This window comes from Ignisphaera cupida, from assembly GCF_030186535.1.
GTDB classification, from domain to species: domain Archaea; phylum Thermoproteota; class Thermoprotei_A; order Sulfolobales; family Ignisphaeraceae; genus Ignisphaera; species Ignisphaera cupida.
Window position 1 is genome coordinate 175,372 of the sequence record NZ_JASNVW010000002.1, and the last position, 19,710, is coordinate 195,081.

General features: G+C 36.3%; 19 protein-coding genes and 1 pseudogene. 15 read left to right on the forward strand and 5 right to left on the reverse strand.

Annotation, left to right across the window (positions count from 1 at the left end; genetic code table 11):
• Nucleotides 1–172: 172 nt before the first annotated feature.
• The 5 genes from QPL79_RS04465 (at nucleotide 173) to QPL79_RS04485 (ending at nucleotide 5,137) form a co-directional block, all read left to right on the forward strand.
• Nucleotides 173–922, forward strand: coding sequence for an electron transfer flavoprotein subunit beta/FixA family protein (locus QPL79_RS04465; RefSeq protein ID WP_285273584.1), 750 nt, complete (start codon nucleotides 173–175; stop codon nucleotides 920–922).
• Complete coding sequence (locus QPL79_RS04470; protein ID WP_285273585.1) at nucleotides 922–1,935, forward strand: electron transfer flavoprotein subunit alpha/FixB family protein; 1,014 nt, start codon at nucleotides 922–924, stop codon at nucleotides 1,933–1,935. Before QPL79_RS04465 ends, QPL79_RS04470 begins: the two co-directional genes overlap by 1 nt.
• Nucleotides 1,932–3,323 (forward strand): FAD-binding oxidoreductase, encoded by a 1,392-nt coding sequence (locus QPL79_RS04475; RefSeq protein ID WP_285273586.1) that lies wholly within the window; start codon nucleotides 1,932–1,934, stop codon nucleotides 3,321–3,323. Before QPL79_RS04470 ends, QPL79_RS04475 begins: the two co-directional genes overlap by 4 nt.
• The gene (locus QPL79_RS04480; protein WP_285273587.1) at nucleotides 3,316–4,593 is read left to right on the forward strand and encodes a nickel-dependent lactate racemase family protein; all 1,278 of its coding nucleotides are present in this window, start codon (nucleotides 3,316–3,318) and stop codon (nucleotides 4,591–4,593) included. The genes QPL79_RS04475 and QPL79_RS04480 overlap by 8 nt, the downstream gene beginning before the upstream one ends.
• Nucleotides 4,594–4,687: 94 nt before the next feature.
• The gene (locus tag QPL79_RS04485; protein WP_285273588.1) at nucleotides 4,688–5,137 is read left to right on the forward strand and encodes an MFS transporter; all 450 of its coding nucleotides are present in this window, start codon (nucleotides 4,688–4,690) and stop codon (nucleotides 5,135–5,137) included.
• A 4-nt stretch (nucleotides 5,138–5,141) separates the two neighbouring features.
• On the opposite strand, the gene QPL79_RS04490 is transcribed toward QPL79_RS04485, so the two are convergent.
• A complete protein-coding gene (locus QPL79_RS04490) occupies nucleotides 5,142–6,452 on the reverse strand; it encodes a zinc ribbon domain-containing protein (protein ID WP_285273589.1) in 1,311 nt (436 codons plus the stop codon).
• Entirely contained in the window at nucleotides 6,439–7,041 is a 603-nt protein-coding gene (locus QPL79_RS04495) for an IS607 family transposase (RefSeq protein ID WP_285273590.1), read from the reverse strand. Before QPL79_RS04495 ends, QPL79_RS04490 begins: the two co-directional genes overlap by 14 nt.
• A 77-nt stretch (nucleotides 7,042–7,118) precedes the next feature.
• Here QPL79_RS04495 and QPL79_RS04500 point away from each other — a divergent pair.
• A pseudogene (locus tag QPL79_RS04500) lies at nucleotides 7,119–7,589 on the forward strand (MFS transporter); the annotation flags it as partial.
• Nucleotides 7,590–7,692: 103 nt separating this feature from the next.
• Entirely contained in the window at nucleotides 7,693–9,159 is a 1,467-nt protein-coding gene (locus QPL79_RS04505) for an Nramp family divalent metal transporter (protein ID WP_285273591.1), read from the forward strand.
• A 163-nt stretch (nucleotides 9,160–9,322) separates the two neighbouring features.
• Here the strand turns inward: QPL79_RS04505 and QPL79_RS04510 are convergent, their stop codons facing one another.
• A complete protein-coding gene (locus tag QPL79_RS04510) occupies nucleotides 9,323–10,639 on the reverse strand; it encodes a hypothetical protein (RefSeq protein ID WP_285273592.1) in 1,317 nt (438 codons plus the stop codon).
• Nucleotides 10,640–10,711: 72 nt separating this feature from the next.
• On the opposite strand from QPL79_RS04510, the gene QPL79_RS04515 reads away from it, so the two are divergent.
• Both QPL79_RS04515 and QPL79_RS04520 read left to right on the forward strand, forming a co-directional pair.
• Nucleotides 10,712–12,058 (forward strand): glycerate kinase type-2 family protein, encoded by a 1,347-nt coding sequence (locus QPL79_RS04515; RefSeq protein ID WP_285273593.1) that lies wholly within the window; start codon nucleotides 10,712–10,714, stop codon nucleotides 12,056–12,058.
• Between the two features lie 72 nt (nucleotides 12,059–12,130).
• The gene (locus QPL79_RS04520) at nucleotides 12,131–12,901 is read left to right on the forward strand and encodes a sugar phosphate isomerase/epimerase family protein (protein WP_285273594.1); all 771 of its coding nucleotides are present in this window, start codon (nucleotides 12,131–12,133) and stop codon (nucleotides 12,899–12,901) included.
• Here the strand turns inward: QPL79_RS04520 and QPL79_RS04525 are convergent.
• Nucleotides 12,898–13,662, reverse strand: coding sequence for a hypothetical protein (locus tag QPL79_RS04525; protein ID WP_285273595.1), 765 nt, complete (start codon nucleotides 13,660–13,662; stop codon nucleotides 12,898–12,900). The two genes, QPL79_RS04520 and QPL79_RS04525, sit on opposite strands and share 4 nt — an antisense overlap.
• A gap of 55 nt (nucleotides 13,663–13,717) precedes the next feature.
• Between QPL79_RS04525 and QPL79_RS04530 the strand changes: the two genes are divergently transcribed.
• The 4 genes from QPL79_RS04530 (at nucleotide 13,718) to QPL79_RS04545 (ending at nucleotide 16,382) form a co-directional block, all read left to right on the forward strand.
• On the forward strand, nucleotides 13,718–14,791 hold the full coding sequence (locus QPL79_RS04530) for a radical SAM protein (protein WP_285273596.1): 1,074 nt from the start codon (nucleotides 13,718–13,720) through the stop codon (nucleotides 14,789–14,791).
• Between the two features lie 506 nt (nucleotides 14,792–15,297).
• Nucleotides 15,298–15,600: a hypothetical protein gene (locus tag QPL79_RS04535; protein ID WP_285273597.1), complete on the forward strand. Its 303-nt coding sequence runs from the start codon at nucleotides 15,298–15,300 to the stop codon at nucleotides 15,598–15,600.
• 2 nt (nucleotides 15,601–15,602) lie between these two features.
• A complete protein-coding gene (locus QPL79_RS04540; protein WP_285273598.1) occupies nucleotides 15,603–15,980 on the forward strand; it encodes a hypothetical protein in 378 nt (125 codons plus the stop codon).
• A 3-nt stretch (nucleotides 15,981–15,983) separates the two neighbouring features.
• Nucleotides 15,984–16,382 (forward strand): hypothetical protein, encoded by a 399-nt coding sequence (locus QPL79_RS04545; RefSeq protein ID WP_285273599.1) that lies wholly within the window; start codon nucleotides 15,984–15,986, stop codon nucleotides 16,380–16,382.
• A gap of 41 nt (nucleotides 16,383–16,423) precedes the next feature.
• On the opposite strand, the gene QPL79_RS04550 is transcribed toward QPL79_RS04545, so the two are convergent.
• On the reverse strand, nucleotides 16,424–17,125 hold the full coding sequence (locus QPL79_RS04550) for a formate dehydrogenase accessory sulfurtransferase FdhD (RefSeq protein ID WP_285273600.1): 702 nt from the start codon (nucleotides 17,123–17,125) through the stop codon (nucleotides 16,424–16,426).
• Between the two features lie 119 nt (nucleotides 17,126–17,244).
• Here QPL79_RS04550 and QPL79_RS04555 point away from each other — a divergent pair, with 119 nt between their 5' ends.
• Nucleotides 17,245–18,324, forward strand: a complete 1,080-nt coding sequence (locus QPL79_RS04555; protein WP_285273601.1) for a hypothetical protein — start codon at nucleotides 17,245–17,247, stop codon at nucleotides 18,322–18,324.
• A gap of 204 nt (nucleotides 18,325–18,528) precedes the next feature.
• On the forward strand, nucleotides 18,529–19,710 hold the full coding sequence (locus tag QPL79_RS04560; protein ID WP_285273602.1) for an MFS transporter: 1,182 nt from the start codon (nucleotides 18,529–18,531) through the stop codon (nucleotides 19,708–19,710).

The window sequence follows — 19,710 nt, forward strand, 5'->3', positions numbered from 1 at the left end:
AAGAGTTATTTAAAATGACTATGCAATTCAAAATTATTTAAATGCGTTCATTAATACCACTTTTAATTAAATTTAAAACGTTTTAGTCTACACACTTTATTGCAGGTGTTAAACAACGAATATTGTAGTACTTATAAAGCCTGTTCCAGATATTACAAAAGCTAAATTTGATTTGGAAAGAGGTACTGTAGACAGAACCTCAACAACTCTAGAAATAAATCCCTTTGATTTATATGCTATAGAGGTTGCTAAAAGAATTAAGAAGTTATTTGGTGGAATAATAACAGCAATTTCAATGGCACCTCCACATGCTGAAAACGCGCTTAGAGATGCTATTGCAAGAGGTGTTGATAGAGCTATACTTTTAAGTGATAAGAGATTTGCTGGTGCTGACACACTAGCAACATCCTATACTCTTGCTTCTGCAATAAAGAAGCTTGGGCACTTCAACCTTATTTTATGTGGAGAGAAATCAGTTGATGGAGATACTGCTCATGTTGGTCCTGAAGTTGCAGAATTTCTAGGGATTCCCCATGTTTCATTCGTTACTAGGATAGTTGATGTTGGAAATAACAAAATTGTTGTTGAATCTGATTATGGCGATGCTTATTACAAAGTTGAAGTTAATACACCAGCTTTAATAGCATTGTCACGCCCAGTTGTTTTCATGAATGAGTTTATAGAGCCTTCAATGCCTAGAATAAGCGATGTTTTAAGAGCTAGAAGAGCAAAGATAGAGATTTGGAATGCTGATTACCTAAGCGATATAGCTGATACAAGCAGATTTGGGTTGTCTGGCTCTCCAACTAGAGTTGTGAAGGCTTATTATGCTCTTGAAAAAGGCAGGGAACCTAAAATAGTTAAGGGAGAGGAGGGCACAACACTAATTTTAAAGACATTGAAAGAGTTGGGTGTTGTTTAATGGTATGGTCGGGAGTTTTGGTTTATGCTGAAAACTATGGCAGAGGTATTTCAAAAGCTTCTTTCGAATTACTTGGAAAAGCAAGAGAGATTGTTACAAAAATTGGTGGAGAGGTTTCTGCGGTAATAGCTTCTGATCCTAGCAATATAGAAAAATATGCAAAAGATTTAATAACGTATGGAGCTGATAAGGTTGTTACATACCGAATTGATGTTGATGCTTTGTCAAATCCCATGATACATAGATGTGTTGTTATTGATGCAATTAACTATTTGAAACCAAAACTAGTAATGTTTCCTGCAACACCATGGGGAAGAGGTTTAGCACCTAGAATTGCTGCCCACATAGGAGCTGGTATAACAGCTGATTGCCTCGACATATATGTTGATGATAATGGTGACATTATTCAAGTAAGACCTGCTTTTACTGGTAATATCATTGCTCATATAAAGACTTTAACAAGTCCTGTCATGGCAACAATAAGACCAGGGGTGTTTCCAATGCCAAAACCTAATCATGATAGAAAAGGTGAGGTTGTTGAGAGGGAATTAGGTTATGAAAATGAATGCTTAGATTTGTCGAAAAGAGTTAGAGTGGTTGGTATTTCTCGAGAGAAGAAGGTTAAGCTATCTGAAGCTGAGGTTATTCTCTCTATTGGAAGAGCTGTTAAAAGCAAGGAGGATATAAAGCTTTTTGAGGAATTAGCTAAAGAGCTAAATGCTCAATTAGCATGTAGTAGACCACTTGTTGATATTGGCTGGATGGATAGAGATAGACAAGTTGGTTTTAGTGGAAATATTGTAAGACCCAAACTCTATATAGCTATGGGGATTTCAGGTGCTCCACAGCACATAGCAGGTATGAAAGACTCTAAATATGTTATCTCAGTAAATATTGATCCTAGTGCACCTATAGCCAAATACAGTGACTTATTTGTTGTTGGAGACATTTATGATGTTGCTAAAAAGCTTTTGGATAAATTAAAGGAGATTAGATGTGGTGAAAAACAATGATTAGAGATTTCAAGTCTTTGATAGGAGATTTAAAAAGTGTTGTTGGTGAACAGTGGATTGTTACTGAGGAGAGAGCTGTTGAGAGATATCTCTATGATGAAACAGCATTTGGTGTTAGACCAGAGCCTGTAAGAGATGTTGTTGTTGTTAAACCTGGTAGCACTGAGGAAGTTTCCGAGGTTCTAAAAATAGCTAACAAGTATAAAGTGTCCGTACATGTTAGAGGTGGTGGAACAGGTTTAGTTGGTGGTGCTATACCAACAAAACCAGGTATTGTGTTGTCTCTTGAAAGAATGGATAAAGTAACTATTGATGTTGACAACATGGTTGCAGAAGTAGAAGCGGGTGCAACACTTGGAAAACTAATTGAGGAAGCTGAAAAACATAACTTGATGTTTCCAGCACACCCAGGTGATGAAGGTGCTACAGTAGGAGGTTTGGTAGCATGTAATGCTGGAGGCTCAAGAGCTGTGAAAACAGGTGTTGTGAGAAACTATGTTCTTGGTCTAGAAATTGTTCTTCCAAATGGGGATATTCTCAGACTTGGTGGAAAAACTATTAAAAATAACATGGGTTATAACCTTGCTCATTTATTCATAGGTTCTGAAGGTGTTTTAGGTGTAATAACAAAAGCTTATATAAGACTATATCCAAAGTGGCGTTACACAGCAACAATAGTTGTTCCATTTAATAGCAGGGTAGATGCTTTTAGAGCTGCTAAAAAGATTTTGTTTGAAGGTTTAACGCCACTTGCTTTGGAGTACTTCGATAGAAAAGTCATAGAAACTTCTGCAAATTACCTAGGTACTACGTGGCCTGTTAAAGAAGGTGAATACTATTTAATGATTATTCTTGCAGAGGCTTTGGAAGATGTACTATATGTTGAAATGGAGCATATAGATAATATTGTAAGAAGTGAGGGTGCGTTAGAGCCTTTTGTAACTCAAAGAGATGATGAACAAAAAAGTTTGTTAAAGATTAGAAGCGAAATATTCTCAGCTTTAAAGGAAGAGACATTTGATATTCTAGACACGACAGTTCCTATAGGTGTTGTAGATAGATTTATTGAGAATGTAATCGATATTGAGAAAAGATATGGTGTGTGGCTTCCAGTATATGGCCATGTTGGCGATGGAAATGTTCATGTTCATGTAATGAAGCATAAGGGATTTAGCAAAGAACAGCTCGAAAAAATAGCTGAGGATGTATATGATGTAGCTTTGCTGCTAGGAGGAACAATAACAGGAGAGCATGGAATAGGTTATATCAGAAGAAAATATGTTAAAAAAGTTTTGGGAGATGCATGGATAGAAACTGTTAAAAAGTTGAAAAGTGTTTTAGATCCAAATAATATTCTCAATCCTGATAAGGTTTTGCCGGGTGACTAATGTGAGAATAGCGTTTCCATATGGCAAAGGTTATTTGTATCTCGACTTGCCAGATAAAACACAGGTGCTTTATTCAAAAACGCCAAAGGGTTTAAGTGAGGAGGAAACCCGTAAACTTATTGAAAATAGTATAAATAATCCAGTTGGCTCAGAACCTCTGGCTTTGCTAGCTTCAAAATCAAGAAAAGTTGCAATATTAATAACAGACAAGACTAGGGCCACACCAAACAAGATATTATTGGAGCATGTGCTTGCTGTGCTAATTAGGAATGGTGTTAAGAAAGAGAATATAGATATTGTTGTTGCTACAGGTCTTCATAAACCACATGCAAAACCGGAGATTGTGGAATTGGTTGGAAAGAATATAGCTGAGGAATACAATGTTTGGAGTCATGATTCTGATAATGAAAAGCTTATGACTTATTTGGGCAAAACTTCATATAATACTGATGTGATTATAAATAAAACTGTTGTTGAATCGGATTTAACAATTGGTGTAGGGCTTATAGAGCCCCACTTCTTTGCTGGTTATAGTGGTGGTAGAAAACTTATTTTACCTGGTGTTTCAGCAACAAAAACTGTTTATCAGAATCATAGCTTCAAAATGCTTTCTCATCCAAAAGCTGATTACGGGTATTTAGATGGTAATCCTGTTCATGAGGATATGGTTGAAGCAGCTAAGCTTGTGAAGAGCTATAAATTCATTGTGCATGTTCTTCTAGATAAGGAGAAGAGGGTGTTTGAGGTGGTTTCTGGAGATCCGTTTCAAGCTCATGTGCATGGCGTTAAAGAACTTGATAAATATGTTAAGGTGAAAGTTTCTTTCGAAGCGGATTTAACAATTGTTACTAATGGTGGTTACCCACTTGATAGAGACTTGTATCAAGCTGTTAAAGGTATGGTAACAGCATCAAGAGTTACGAGAAGAGGAGGTGTTATAGTAATGCTGGCAGAGTGTATAGATGGTGTTGGACATGAGCATTTCAGAGAGCTAGCATCCATGAGCAAAGACCCTAAAAAGATTTTAGAGTATATAGAGAAGAATGAGCCTTTGAGAGATCAGTGGGAGGTTCAAAAACTTGAGCAGGTGCTTCTAAAGAATAGAGTTATTGTTGTAACAAAAAATATTAGCCATAGTGTTCTAGAGGAAATGAATCTTATTCCAGCCTCTTCTGCTGAAGAAGCAATGCAAATAGCATGTAAAGAGATTTCTTGTGAAAAAGTTATAGCTATTCCAGAAGGCCCCTATATAATACCATTTTTGGATTAAGAAACATTAGAACATTTTGAAGGCACAATTCAGTAATGAATACTTAAAAACCGTTTCATTACTCAACTCATGATTTATAATGAGACTTTCCTTAGTGGGTGAGACTTTTACGAGAAGTGACTCTTTTCCAAAAGTGGAAATTTATACAGTTTTATCTGTAACCACATTAGTGAATTTCTTAACAGGGTTCAATGCAAGACTTGCTGTTGTTGGTTTACCCACTATTGCAAGAGACTTAAATGCTGATATCTATCAAATCATATGGATTGTTCAAGGCTATATACTTGGCTCGACAATTCTTCAGCTTATTGTTGGAAGGTTATCTGACTTGTTTGGAAGAGTAAGATTATTCAATGTGGGAATTGCCATTTTTGGTCTCGGTGCTTTCATGTCTGGTATAAGCAGCAGCTCGCTACTTTTAATTGTTTCAAGAATTGTTCAAGGTGTTGGAGCTGCATTTTTAATATCTTTAACAGTTACTATTTTAACAGACAATGCACCTCCTACTAGACTTGCTACATGGCTTGGGGTTCGGGTTTCATAGGGCTTTATATTAATTGATGCCAGCCCTCTACCCTTGGCTTCATTGCCTTCAGAGCTCCTTTCATTGGAGCCCATATCATTGGCTTCCACCCGTTTGGGGTGACCCCAGCCCACAGCTCCACCATCATCGAGGCCTCTGGGTCATTGCTGTGGGGGAACCCCCACATCCTGGGTTTTCCTTCCTTACATCTACCTTCCAAGTATCTCTTCCTAATGTTCACCGATGCTACTTTCTGTCTATTCATCTCAAGTCCGCACCTCGGACACTTGAATATACGCCCCACTTGGGTCTTCACAACATACCCGCATCTGGGGCAGGTACGAGATGTGTTCTTGGGATTCACAAAAACTGTTAGAGCAGTCTCTGATATTCTTCTGTGTATGCTCCTCCAAGGCATCCTAGCGTTTCTCTTCCTCCTAGACTTCTTAACTCTCTTCCTGCTAACAAGATCCTCCTTATCTAGATCCTCGAAAACATGGATAGAGTTTGGTAACAACCTTATCAGACCTGCTACTAGCTTGTTTACAAAATCCTTCTCCCTGTTCCTCTCCCTAGCCACATACTTCTCGTAAACCTCCTTCTTGCCCTTGCTCTGTGCAATCGCCTTCTTCCTCTCATAAACAATTTTCATGCTCTGAAGAGGTCTGAGGTTTATGTGTATGAATCCTATTGATGGCTCGTAGCCATCCAATGTCAGCTCGTTACTATCCCAGCCAACAACCCTCTTAACCTCAACCTCCTTAGAGGTCTTAAAGGGAATAATGATTCTATCATCCTTAATTATAACCTCGCCAACAATCCAGCCCCTAACTCTGTGCTCGAACCACGTTGATCTCCACGACACAGTCAGGTACTCTCCCGGTCTCAGCGTTATTCTAATGGTCTTAGCTTGATAATCTACCTTCATAAGCGTTGTTTTGCACCTAGCGAACCTCCTCCTAACCCTTGGCTTAATCTTCCTAGCTCTCTCTTTTAGGTATCTCTTCCTCCAGGATTCCATGATCGAATAAGCTGTTCTGATAACAGCATCAACCCAGTGGCTCGCGTACGGGTTATCCTTCATAAGCATATCTCTAAGCATCTTCTTGAACACTTTATTCTTTGGTATTGCTGGTACGCGTATCTTCAAACCAGTAATCACTACCAGCTTTCCACTCTTTCTAACAAGCTTCGGGAAGCGGTATTCCCACTTGATATTATCCCATATCACGTCTATAGCCTTCTGCAGAGTCCTCAGATACCACGTTATTAACTCTCTAACCCTTTCGTCCTTTACTGGAATTGAATACACTTTAACAAGCTCAAGGGTCTTCAACAAGCCTCCTTACACCCTCAACCATCTTCTCGTACTTGTGGCTCCTCATGCCGTAGAGTTTCCCCGCGAAGTGAGAGATTATTGTTATGAGGTCTTCCACAAGCTCTTCTCTCGGATCTCTATCCTCGTGGTTTAAGACGACTATTTCAACGCCGAAGGATCTCAAGAGCTCCTCAAGTGTTTCGAAACCGAACCTAGTCAGCCTATCCGGATACGCCACGACAACCTTCGATATTTTTCTCTCCACAGCTAGCTTCAGTATCTTCCTGAAGCCCTTCCTATCCTCGTTGAGATCACTACCGATATCGGTTATGACCTCGTACTCTTGGACATTGTTTTTCCTAGCCCACTCCTCCAAGGCTCTAATCTGTCTATCTAAGTCGTCCTTCTGCGCATGTGATGAGACTCTGGCATATAGCACAGCCCTCCTAGCCCTGGTTAAACCCATCAGCTTGTCGACATCCTCTTCCCTAAACCTCCACCAACCACTCTCAAGGACAACAGGCTTGATCCAGCCTCTTCTAACATACTCCCTGAGGGTAGTGTAACTTATCCCCAGCCTCTGGCAAACCTCCTTAGGTCTTAACATCCTTGTTACTGATAAAGGATTTTATATTAACCCTTATAAACTTCTATGAAACTTGAAACAGTTCTGCAAGGCTTTCAGATGCTATAGGCTTTGTCCCAATAGCTGTAGCAGGTCTTGCAACAGGGTCTGCAGCACTTTATCTAATTTCTGTAACAGAATCGCTTAAGTCATTGATTATAGCAGAGTTTTTGCTAGGAGTTGGAACAGGTCTCTTTGTCTCCCCAAATACAAGTTCAATAATGAATTCTGTACCTCCACATAGAAGAGGTGTTGCATCATCTATAAGAACAATTTCATTTAACATAGGATTTGCGTTGAGCTTAAACATAGCAGTACTCTCCTTGACACGAATGCTACCCTATAAAATTGTTTCAATGCTAATTACATATGAAGGTATGCCATCACTTAATGGAAGCAGCTTCTCTATAGAATTGTCAACACTATCTAAAGCAATAAAACACTCATTTCAGATACAATCCATGATCATGGCACTAGCAATACCATTTACGCTTTCACGAAATAAGAAAATGCAAAAAATACTTGCTTAATTACTTTAGCTAAACATCAATTGCCTCTGTTTGTAGTATTGCCAAGAATGAAATAAGGTTTATAAATTAGAATAAAAACTTGTGTATGTAGGGTGTATTAGGTATGTTAAGCAGATTGGAAAAGGAGCTTGAGGTTGTAGATAATCTACCTCCCCCACCACCACTTACCTTTAAAAATGTTATGAGAATTATAGGTCCTAGCGCAATTGTTTTGGGTGTGGCTATAGGCTCTGGTGAATGGCTTATAGGACCTGCTAATGCGGTTCTCTATGGAGCAGGTATTATGTGGATTGCTACAGTATCTATACTACTACAAACACTGCTCAATGCTGAAATGGTTAGATACACCAAATATACAGGTGAACCTATCTTCAACGGCATGCTGAGACTATGGCCAGGCCCCAGGTTTTGGGGCCCTCTACTAATAGTTTTATCAGTTCTTGAAAGAGCCTGGCCTGCATGGGCTTTTGCAAGTGCCACAGCTCTTGCAGCAGCTTTTCTTGGTAGAATACCTGGTGCAGGTGACGAGATTACTGTTATGATAACAGGTCTTCTACTAGCGTTGCTAATTGTAGCTATAGTGTCTTTTGGTGGTGTTATTGAAAGAGCTTTGGAAATAGTTCAGTGGATATTCATATTCCTAATAATAGGATTTCTAATATTCCTAAACGTGCTTTTGACACCAGCTAAAGTTGCTTCAGATGTTGCTGCAGGATTCTTCAAATTTGGCTACTTTCCCAGAGGAGCCACAGTAGCCTTATTAGCAGCACTAGCAGGCTATGCTGGTGCAGGTGGATTAAACAACACCACCATAACTAACTACTATAGAGATAAGGGTTTTGGCATGGGATCTATTGTTGGCGCTATTCCATCACTTATAAGAGGAAAGAAGATAACTGTTTCACCTAAAGGCAAAATATTTAAGATTACATCAGAAAATCTTGATGCATGGAGAAAGTGGAGATTATTAACATGGATTGACATAGTAGGCATCTTCACCACAGGAGCCTTCATAGGAATGTACTTATGTGTTGCTCTAGCAGTTGCTCTAATTCCTCCAGGCACACAAATCGGTGGATGGGGTGTAGCAGCCTATCAAGGCAACACATTAGCTGCTAGACTAGGTTTCGCTGGTTGGGTAATAGCTTTGTTAACAGGCTTCTGGATACTATTTAGTACTCAACTAGGCTCTACAGACATGATAACAAGAACACTAACAGATTTGTTATGGAGTTTTAGTGATAGAGTTAGGAAGTGGGCTGGAGGAGAAATCAAAAAACTTTACTACACAGTACTTACCTTCATAACAATATGGATATTCTTTGCATTTGCATTAACATACCTATTCAAGATACAGCCTTTCATCTGGATTCTTCTAGTGGCAAACATATCAAATATAGTATTAGGAATTGTTGCAATCGCTACAGCATATATGAATAGAAAATGGTTACCTAAAGAGATAAGAGCACCACTATGGTCAACCATAATATTGATATTAGGAGCACTGTTCTTCTGGTTCTTCTTCGCAGTAGCAATGATATTAAATCAATTCTTTGGAATTAAATTCTAAAACCATTCAATTTTTACAAAATAAAATTAAATCAATTTTTTAATTAAAATTAACCAGACATGTGAGGTTGCATCAATGATATTTAATTGCAGATACCAAGGCATGTTTCAATGTTTTATAAATAAAATATTGTTGTAGATCTAGAATTGTGGCCAGCTTCAATTCATTCTTTATCTTCTACATAGACTGCAAATCCTAGTAATGTTGCTAAATCCTTCAAATCCTCTGCTAAATCTCCGTAGAATACCACTCTGTGCCATGACCACCTCCAGTTTCTTGCAATTGTTTTTGCATTTACCTTTGCAACAAGCTTTGTAGCACATGCATAGATGCTGTATTCATTGCCTATGGCCTTTCCTTTGTGAAGAATAATTGTTTTTTGTTCAGGCCATATCTGAGCAGCTGTTATATCCTCGTTTACTGGAAGTTCAACGTATAGAGAAGCTCTTTTTAGATTTAGATGAGCTGGTGTTATTATGTATGGAACCTTTCTATTTCCCCCAAATGGGTTTACTGGGCTATAGCAATGATAATACACAATCTCGTTTTTTGTGTAGTCAATAACAGGATCTGATATGAATCCTGGTTTTTCTTCAAGATACCAAACCATGAGAAGCATCACTGCTGAATATGGATCAGCTTCGCATACAGGTATGTAGCCATCTAGCCAAAGCTGCATGTATCCAAGACATGGCCATGCATCAAGAATTTTCGCATCGAATAGGTTTATACAATCAACAGCAATCGATATTGCTTTAAAGTCTTGAAGGGCTTTCTTCATAGCTAGATATAGCTTAGCAGCTTTCACGATATCTTCATAGCTATTCTCATAAACCTTATATGCATTAGACATCCATTCCAAAGCCCATTTCCTAGCTTCATTCTCGTTAGCAACACGATAATACTTCTCAGCAAAGACTTTACCATCGAGATAGATAGATTCTACTCCTAAAGTTTCCCTTAAAACTTTTTCAAAGTAATCAAATCTCTGCTTATCAATTGTTATAAACAATATTCTGCTTTGTCTAAGCCTATAAAGAACTTCTAAAAGCTTAACCTTCTTAATTACAACATCGCTATCCAAATTCCTTACTGATATGCCAACAACTTTTCCACCATTGCTCAACGCTTTTCCATATTCAATCAAAAATTCTCCTCCACCACCATAGCTTTCAGCAATGAGCACAACAGGTTTTCCACTTTCTAGAAAAACTCTTGTTGCACCACCAGACCATGTATGTAGCAGAACAACTACAAAACCTATGGAATCTTTCTCCAGCTCCAGTACCTTCTTCCCCTCATCAACATTAGTAACAGTATAGAAAGCAAAACTTGTTTGCGGAAAAGACAATTTCAATTTGAGCATAAATCTATGCTTCTTCTCCTCAAGCCAATCCTTTATAAGTGGTGGCCCTCCCAAAGCACCAGTATAACTCCTTGGAGTGGTTTCTGGAGCTATAAAGACGATAGGTAATTTCATTTTCATTCACACAAGAGGTTAAAATGCTTAAAGTTTAAAAGTTTTATTCATTTTTATGCTTATGGGGGTTGTATGGCAATAAAAAATGTTGATGAATTGTCAAAAACATTTTTACATAGACTAGCTTTGGAACTTGCTGAACATGGCTTGGCTGTTGCTGATCCATATAATGCTGTGAAAAACCATGTTAGAATATGTAATGGTAGAATATGTGTAGCTGATAATGCTATAGATGTTGTGGGGAGAATACATGTTATAGGATTTGGAAAAGCTTCGAAAAGAATGGCCATGGCATTAAGTGATATACTTGGAGATAAAATAATTGGGGGAGTTGTTATAACACCTGATGAAGAAAGCTCATATGGAAATATAAGATTTGTTAAAGGTGATCACCCAATCCCAGGTGAAAACACGTTAAAATCTTCTAGAGCACTTCTAGAGTATGTAACAAGTAATGTGCTTGAAGATGACATTGTATTTGTTGTTGTGTCTGGAGGAGGCTCGGCATTATTTGAAGTTCCAGAAGATGGTATTGATTTAAAGGATGTTGCATGGATTTCGAAAGAGCTTATGAAGAGAGGCTCTGACATATTTGAGTTGAATGCTGTAAGGAAAAGGTTTTCTAAGGTTAAGGGTGGAAAACTCCTAAGGTTTTTAAAGTGCAGAAAGGTGATATCGCTGATAGTTAGTGATGTTGTTGGAGATAGATTGGACACAATAGCCTCTGGTCCTACAGCACCTGATGAAACAACTTTTCAAGATGTTTACACCATTCTGAAGAGACGTGGGCTATGGAATGAGCTTAGAGAGTCTATGCGAAGAATTGTTGAAATGGGGTTGGAGGGAAAAATACCTGATACGCCTAAAAGTGGTGATAAAATATTTGAGAAAGTACTGAATGTGATTATCGCAAGTAATAAAATAGTTTTAGATTCCATGGCAAAAAAGGCTAGAGAGTATGGGTTTAACACATTAGTATTAACCTCAATGCTTGAGGGAGAGGCAAGAGAAGTTGGGAAAGTGTTGGCATCGATAATCAAAAACATTGAAAGATATAATGAGCCAATACAAAAACCTGCAGCAATATTTGCTGGTGGAGAAACTGTTGTAACAGTTAAAGGCAGAGGTATTGGTGGAAGAAACCAGGAGCTTTGCTTATCCCTATCAATTTCAATTAAGAGCATGAGAAATGTTGTGGCATTGTGTATGGGAACTGATGGTGTTGATGGTATAAGCCCAGCTGCTGGTGCTATAGTAGATGGTGAAACATATCATGAAGGATTAAATCAGGGATTAGATGCCCAGGAATATCTAGAGAATAATGATAGCTATACCTACTTCTCAAAGATCAGAAAATCAATTGTAACAGGGTATACAGGCACGAATGTAAATGACATCTTCATAGCTTTAATAAAGTAACTTGAAAATTATAGATTCATACCAGTTGAGGCTTTTATTCTAGGAATAGAGATATGTGATGAGGTGGTTTAGTTGCTGGTTTTCTCCACAATGATCCTCGTCAATTTAAGTCCAGTAGATGCTTTAACTACATTAATTAGAAATGGGTTTTTTATTGAAATTGGTTATGACAACTTCATTACCTATGGAGGTAAATATGCAGAGAATCAACTAATTAAGAGAGTCTTAGAAACTGTTACTAGCTATGATAAAAACTTCATAAAGTCTATTCATATGCCATATGATGAAATAGATGCTGATACTGTTCCACTAGAAGCTATTGTAAGTAGAATGATTAAGTGGCTGGATTTTGCTCAAGAAGTGGGAGCATCTATAGCTGTTTTCCATACATTAAAAACATCCTCAAATGTCTTCGATACTAATCTCTACTTCTTTAGAAAGATTGTGAAAGAAGCAAGTGATAGAGGTGTTATGGTTGCTATTGAGAATAGACTTGAAAAAGAGCTTTTTGGCTCAAAACCACAGGATTTGAAAAATCTTGTTACAGCTCTTGGTGAAGAGGCTGGAATATGTCTAGATGTTGGCCATGCAAACATAACTAAAAATTTAAGACAATTTATAGACGTTGTTGGAAACCAAGTAATAGAGTTGCATCTTCACGACAACGATGGTTCAAAGGATTTACACAAACCACCATATACTGGCTCTGTTGATTGGAATCTTGTCACAGAGTTTATTAAAAGAAGAAAAAATGCTTTACCAGTTTTCGAGGTTTTATGTAGAGAATCGCCTGTGCATTGCATAGTCAATGCAAATACAATTAGGAAAATGTTTGAAATTTAGGAGATTTTAAGAGAGTTTTGCGGCGTGATTATTCTATTGATGAGAGTATTTACTTTGCAGCTCAAGTCATTTTTGCAAAGGCTATTCAGCTTAGGAGCTAATTCTGCAAACCTTGAAAAAATCTGTTTGCATTCTTCAGATAAAGATATTTTATCAATATCACATTTTATGAAAACACATGGAGCTAAAATCTTCAGCATGTTAAGAATATCAACATAGTTTATACACTCAGCTTTCTCTACAAGTTCTTTAATTGAATACTCAAAGTATTTTTCAATGTGCTCATCCATGTTTTTCTCAAGGAGAAATCTATGCACATCTAAATCCTTAACAATTGTTGATGCCAAATAAACAATTTCTGAAGCTTTCTCTAAACCAAATTTCTCAACAAGCTCCTTGCTAAAGCTAATCAAGTAATAAGCTATTGATCCGTGGAGAATACTGTGAGTTGCTTCATGAATTAGAAGAGCATCTAGATATTCTCTACTTAAATTTTCGCATAGCTCATAATCTATATGAATTCTAGGCCAACCTCTCCAAGCATCATGAGAAACTATGTAGTCTCCTAAAACCATTACCCCAAGCTCTAAACCCTCTCTCAAAAGAAAGCTTCTTTTACTAACAGAATTTTTATATACATAAACTTCAACATAGTCCACATCGGCATTTACACTTTCATAAAAATCCTTAATCAAATTTTCAACATATTCAATGAAATTATTTGGCACAAAACCTACTTTAAATATCTTAACTAAAACCATTTTCGAACCTGTACACTATATTAATGCTTAAAGCTATAAAATGTAGATGAGTGTTATGGAACTAGATAAAAAGTCTCTTCGTAAAGCTTTTGAAGATCTCTATGAAAAACTTGGTGATGGGAAAATTAGGTGTTTAATATGTGAAAGAAAGTGTGTTATTGATAATATGAAACGTGGTTTGTGTAGAAATTACATAAATATTGATGGTGTGCTTTACCACATTGGCTATGGTGTTTTAAGTGCTGTGGAGAGTAGACCTATTGAGATAAAACCATTTTTTCATTACTGGCCTAACAGCACAGCCCTAACTTTTTCTGGATATGGCTGCAATTTTTATTGTCCTTGGTGCCAAAACTATTTGCTTAGCTTTTCTGATCTTCCCAAGAGCTATGACAAGTTCTCTCCTGAGGAACTTGTTAAAATAGCTATTCTCAATGGTGATGAGGGTCTCAATGCCAGTTTTAATGAGCCTACAGCTACACTATTCGATTTTCTACTTGATGTTTTTGATCTTGGTAGAAGAAAGGGTTTATACGGATCCATTGTTACCAATGGTTATTTAACAATTAAAGCAATTAAAAAGCTTGTTGATGTAGGGGTTGATGGGTGGAGTATAGATATTAAGGGCTGTCCAAAAATGCGCAAAGCCCTGGTATCGGTAGATCACAGCATAATCTATAGAAATGCTAAATACATAATTGATAGTGGAGGTCATGTGGAAATGGTTTACCTAGTTGTAACAAATACAAATGATTTTGAGGAATGCTACCAGTGGATTATAGATCAGCACATCAAATACCTTGGACATGATGTACCACTTCATGTAAATAGGTATTACCCAGCTAACTACTGGAAAGAGCTTTCAACACCAATCAACAAATTGATAGAAATAGCTGAGGAAGCTAAGAAAAGCGGCATAGAATATGTTTACATAGGCAATATAGGAGATTCCACGTATGAGACAACAAAATGCCCTAAATGTGGAAAAACACTAGTGGTTAGAATTGGTTATCGCGTAAGATTTTTTGATGTAGATAGGGAAGGAGATAATTATAAATGTCCCAAATGCGGATACAAAATCAATATAAGAGGCAGGTATATACCAAGTAAAAAGATTTCACTTTTCTAACTAGAAAAAGTCATGAAGTTGTTAACAAAGGCATTACCTACACTTTAATATTTAAGCATAAATTGCTGGTTTGCTCAAGAGATTGATGTAAATTAACTCTGCAGAATTTTCAATACCTCTAAATAATAACATAGTTACTTTTATTGTTTTCTTCAGAATTGCCGCTTTTCTTTCTTCTCTCCAAACATATGAATTTTTGTGTAAAATTTTTGTGAATGCTAATGAAGATGTTTATCCACTGATTATCTTTGTGAATACCTGAGGAAACATATAGTACTGAAGTAGAATGGTTGAGGAGGAGGCAAATATCTACTCAAATCAATATAAGTATGTTGAGCAACTAGGCCACTTCTGAATGTTTTTCTTGTGAATGATGAAGTCTAAGGGAAGAGGAGAAGGAAATGATAGAAGCATTTAAAATATAGTTGAAATTATTGATTAGACTCAAACATCTTAGAACCTAAACTTATTTTAATTCATTTAGTAGTTTTGTAAATGGTGTAACTATGGATGTGGATAAGACATTATTTATGTTTGGAATAGTAACTCTTCTAATTGGGATCTTCATAATTATTTTTGGAGTTTTCCTAGCTTTTTATGCATATCTCAACTATAAACCTCTCTTACCTGCTGGAAAAGACCTGCAATCCTCAATTACGAGTACTGTTTATGAGTTGCTAAATCTTGTCATTAAACTAGCTTTTCTTGGTGCTATGATCTGGGCTGGTTCAATACTTTTGGGGAAAGGTATTGATCTTTTCAAGTCTATTTACGTTGGGGAGAAGAAATATAGAGGGTCTGGGGGTTAGGAGTGAATAATCTTCTTAAGCTAGGTATAATCCTAGCAGCTTTTCTAATACTAAGCACTATGCTAGCTCCACTATTAATATTTGCACATGAATTGATTAGCAAACCCGATCTGATAAGTTTTAAGGTTTCATATGAGCAGCTTAATGAAACATCCATTAAATTAGTATTCAATATAACATATAAGGGCATCATAAAATTAGATGATGTTAAACTTGAGGTGCTAAATAAAACACTATACCTTGGCAACATGCAATCAAACACCACAATCTCAAAACATATAACACTCAACATGAATTCCATTCCCAAACATTTAGAGATTTTGATGAGTCTAAGAATTGCAGGAATTTACAGTCTCAAATTAAGGATTAGAGGTGTTTAAGTAATGGATGTGAATGTTGGTATTAAGAAGATGGTATGCTCTCTTGTCATAGGAGTTTTTATGGGGATGCTTTACTACCTTGTTTACGTAGTAATATTTCCAACGCTATTCTCCAAAATACTTCCAAATACTGAAATTCCCAAATTACCTGGTCTTTACATACCTGTTTTCATTCTTTTCACTGCTTTGGGTTTAGCAAACTCCCTAGTAAGAGAACATCCAATATCATTACCTCTCAAACTTTTATCTAAGATTTTAGGAGCTCTGGTAATGCTTGTCTTGCTAAATTTTGGTATTATTGAAGGTGAAATAGCTTTGAATGGAGTTCTAGTTGAGTATAATATGGATATTTCACCACTGCTCTACACATTAATACTTTTTAGCCTATTGATTTTTCCTTAAACCCTGGCTCTGATTAAATTATATGAAATAATACAAAAATGTTATGATGAGAAATCAATTTTGTTAAAGCCACTATAAATGTTGAGCTTGTTTTCTCTTACATGTGCAATTAATGTTATGTTGTTTTTCTTTGCAATTTCAATAGATTTTCTTGTTGGAGCACCTCTAAAAACAGCTATTGGTATACACATCGCTGCTATGCTCTCTATCATTTCCGATGCTGCTCTTGAAGAAAGAACTACCATTGTTTTTCTAAAATCTATTTTCGCCTCATACGCTTTGCCTATTAGTTTAAGTAATGCACCTACCCTAGAAATGTCTTCAACAATATCAATTAAATTTCCCTCCAATGTGAATAAAGCTGCGAAATGAAAACATCCAGTGGCTTTGAACAATTTTGCTTTTTCACTTGCTTCATTAAATGCTTTAAATATGTCCACGGCTTTTACCTTCACATCTAAAGTATTTAAGCATCTATCCATTGTTTTTGTTAATGTTTTTACATAGAATAGAAGAACATTACTGCCTTCAACAATCACCTTGGACTCTGAAACATCAAATCCATGTGTAATGGCATAGCCTATTCCAAGATATTCAAGCATATGTGGAGATGTTGGCAATCTAAAAACCTCAACACCATCTATATATATTCTTCCCTCAACTTCCTCAGCAACAAAATCATCAAGCTCCTTAGAGCTATTACCATTAACACGAACAATTTTAGATGATGAGATAATGTTCAAGGCGATTCCCATTGAAGACAAGTGTATTGGTTAGATAAGTAGATGACAACATATATAAACCTATTTATAGCTTTACAGCATTGACAGTGTTTTAAACAATATTTTTAAGGGTATTTTGCATGAGGGGTTTTAGGGATAGGGACTTTGTTGAGAGTTTTGATGGATTAATATTTTGTGTTATTGGCAATGTGCATCCAAGGGATGGTGTAATTGGTTATCTAAAATATGTTGCCAATATGGAGTCTAGTATAAGAGTTAAGTGGTCTAGAGATGGGGTTATGTATGGAAGAATACTGCCTTTCTATAGTGCAACAGGTGTTAAAAGTGTTTTGGATTTTTTGAAAAGGAATTATCCAGAGTATGTTAAATTTGATGAGTATAGGGGTATAGAATTTATAAGAGTTCCAAGAAATAAAATTTCTATTCATTACAAGCCTGAGGAGAGGTTAAGGGAAATAGAGAAGGAGCCTAAAGACAGTTTGGAGTCTTTAGCACTAGAACTTGCTTCTAGAATTTCTGAAGAATCTGGCGTTCCACTAACGTTCTTTGGTGTTACAGGTTCAATTCTTCTGAAGATACACAATCTTCAATACTCTGACATAGATTTGATTATCTATGGCGTAGAAAATTCGTATAGAGTTAGAGAAGCGCTGAAAAAGCTTTATAAAGATGAAAAATCTGGGTTTTCACTACCATCAGGAAAACTGTTAGATTCTTGGGCTGAGGAAATATCGAGAATACATCCACTAACAGTTGATGAAGCAAAAATTCTTTATAGTAAACACAAATGGAATAGAGCATTGTATAAAAATAGACAGTTCTCCATACATCCTGTTAAACTTGAAAATGAAGTTAATGAAGAGTGGGAGCAGAAAAGATTTAGATACATAGGTTTGGCAACGATAAGAGCTAGAATTGTAGATGCTAAAGACTCTATATTTATGCCAGCTGTTTATGTTGTTGACAATGTTAAAGTTGTTGAAGGTATTGACGATGCGAAGAAAATTAACTATGTTGTAAGCTATGAAGGGCTATACATAGATATTGCAAGTGAAAATGAAGAAATTATTGCTATGGGCAAGGTTGAGGAAGTGGAGGATATCAAAAAGAATGAGAAATTCTATCAACTAACCATAGGAACTTTTGAAGCAAGAGGAAAAGACTTTATAAAGCCTATTGCATGGCTTAAGAATATTTGAATTCTTTTCAATTCCATTTCAGATTTCAATCTAGACAATATTGGATGAGGCTTTCCATTACTGGATTCTGAAGCATTTACTATAATTATTTTCAGCATTTACTTACTACATTATTGAGATTGCCAAGAGGATAAAAGCAAAAACTTAAAGTATTTATTTCTACCTTAAAATGACATTTTTAGTTGAAAAAGGTGGATATTTAAAATGAGAAAAACAATATTTCTAGTGTCCTCTATAAATATGTTTCTAATGTTCATATCTGGTTTAACATATCCTATAGTACCTCTGTATCTAGTTGGGCATAGAGGTTTCAATGCTTTTGAATCTGGTGTTTTAGTATCTTTATCATCTTTTGTAAGTTTTGTTTTTAGTATTGTATGGGGATATGTTTTGAATAGAATTCGTGGAAGAGAAACGCTTTTTGTTGGTGTTGGTGCATTAATTACTGTCATGTTCTTTCTTTTAGCATCTATTTATGTTGAAAATGTTTTGCTTTTATCAGTTTTCTATGCTCTTGCTGGAATAGGTTTCGCATGTTCACTAGTTTCTTCAACAACTATAGTTTCTGATATTAGTTCTCATGAGAATATTGGTAGAGGTATGGGTGTTTTCTGGGCTGCAGGTTCCTTAGGCTGGGCAACACCTCTTCTCTTTGCTGGATATATTTTGAATAGATTTGGAATTAAAGCTATATTCTACATAGCAATATCAATGTCTCTTATAATAGCTTTAATGTCAATCATTTTAAAGAAAGTAATTAATTCGCTAAAAAATGCTGAGGATATGCTTATTCAAAAACATGTGAAGAGATCTTCCTATAGGTTTTTGAGAAGAAAATCTTATTTAGTGTTTTTAGTTACGTCAATAATGTTCGCTGCTGGTGATGTTGCTAAAAATATTTATGTTCCTCAATACTATGCGTATGGAGTTGGTCTTGGAGAAGAATATGCAACAATTTTGCTAAGCATAGCTAGTTGGTTTGAAATACCAATGCTTATAGCATTTGGTTATTTTGTAGATAAATTTGGTTCAAGATATGTATATACATTGAGTCTTTTATCAATGGCTGTTTTCATGCTATTAAACATCTTCATAGTAAAAGACTTTGCATCAGCATTTGCGAGCATGGCATTTTATAGTATTGTATGGGCATCATATGCATCGTCAGCATATGTTCTTGCAGTTGAATTAGCAAAAAATGAGGAGCCAGCATCACTAGGACTTCTAAACTCCAATATACCACTTGCAAGCATTTTGTATACCCCAATAGGTGGGTACATAACATTTACTCAAGGTTACAAAGCGAATTTCGCATATATTGCAGCTTCGCTAATTGCTTCATCAATAGCATTTCACCATTCCCTCAATTCATCCAATTCTAAGTAA

Excerpts from the sequence above, each read along its gene's own strand:
- QPL79_RS04470 (WP_285273585.1), top strand. The coding sequence starts at position 922 with ATGGTATGGTCGGGAGTTTTGGTTTATGCTGAAAACTATGGCAGAGGT.
- QPL79_RS04475 (WP_285273586.1), top strand. The coding sequence starts at position 1,932 with ATGATTAGAGATTTCAAGTCTTTGATAGGAGATTTAAAAAGTGTTGTT.
- QPL79_RS04495 (WP_285273590.1), bottom strand. The coding sequence starts at position 7,041 with ATGTTAAGACCTAAGGAGGTTTGCCAGAGGCTGGGGATAAGTTACACT.
- QPL79_RS04505 (WP_285273591.1), top strand. The coding sequence starts at position 7,693 with ATGTTAAGCAGATTGGAAAAGGAGCTTGAGGTTGTAGATAATCTACCT.
- QPL79_RS04510 (WP_285273592.1), bottom strand. The coding sequence starts at position 10,639 with ATGAAATTACCTATCGTCTTTATAGCTCCAGAAACCACTCCAAGGAGT.
- QPL79_RS04515 (WP_285273593.1), top strand. The coding sequence starts at position 10,712 with ATGGCAATAAAAAATGTTGATGAATTGTCAAAAACATTTTTACATAGA.
- QPL79_RS04525 (WP_285273595.1), bottom strand. The coding sequence starts at position 13,662 with ATGGTTTTAGTTAAGATATTTAAAGTAGGTTTTGTGCCAAATAATTTC.
- QPL79_RS04530 (WP_285273596.1), top strand. The coding sequence starts at position 13,718 with ATGGAACTAGATAAAAAGTCTCTTCGTAAAGCTTTTGAAGATCTCTAT.
- QPL79_RS04535 (WP_285273597.1), top strand. The coding sequence starts at position 15,298 with ATGGATGTGGATAAGACATTATTTATGTTTGGAATAGTAACTCTTCTA.
- QPL79_RS04545 (WP_285273599.1), top strand. The coding sequence starts at position 15,984 with ATGGATGTGAATGTTGGTATTAAGAAGATGGTATGCTCTCTTGTCATA.
- QPL79_RS04555 (WP_285273601.1), top strand. The coding sequence starts at position 17,245 with ATGAGGGGTTTTAGGGATAGGGACTTTGTTGAGAGTTTTGATGGATTA.
- QPL79_RS04560 (WP_285273602.1), top strand. The coding sequence starts at position 18,529 with ATGAGAAAAACAATATTTCTAGTGTCCTCTATAAATATGTTTCTAATG.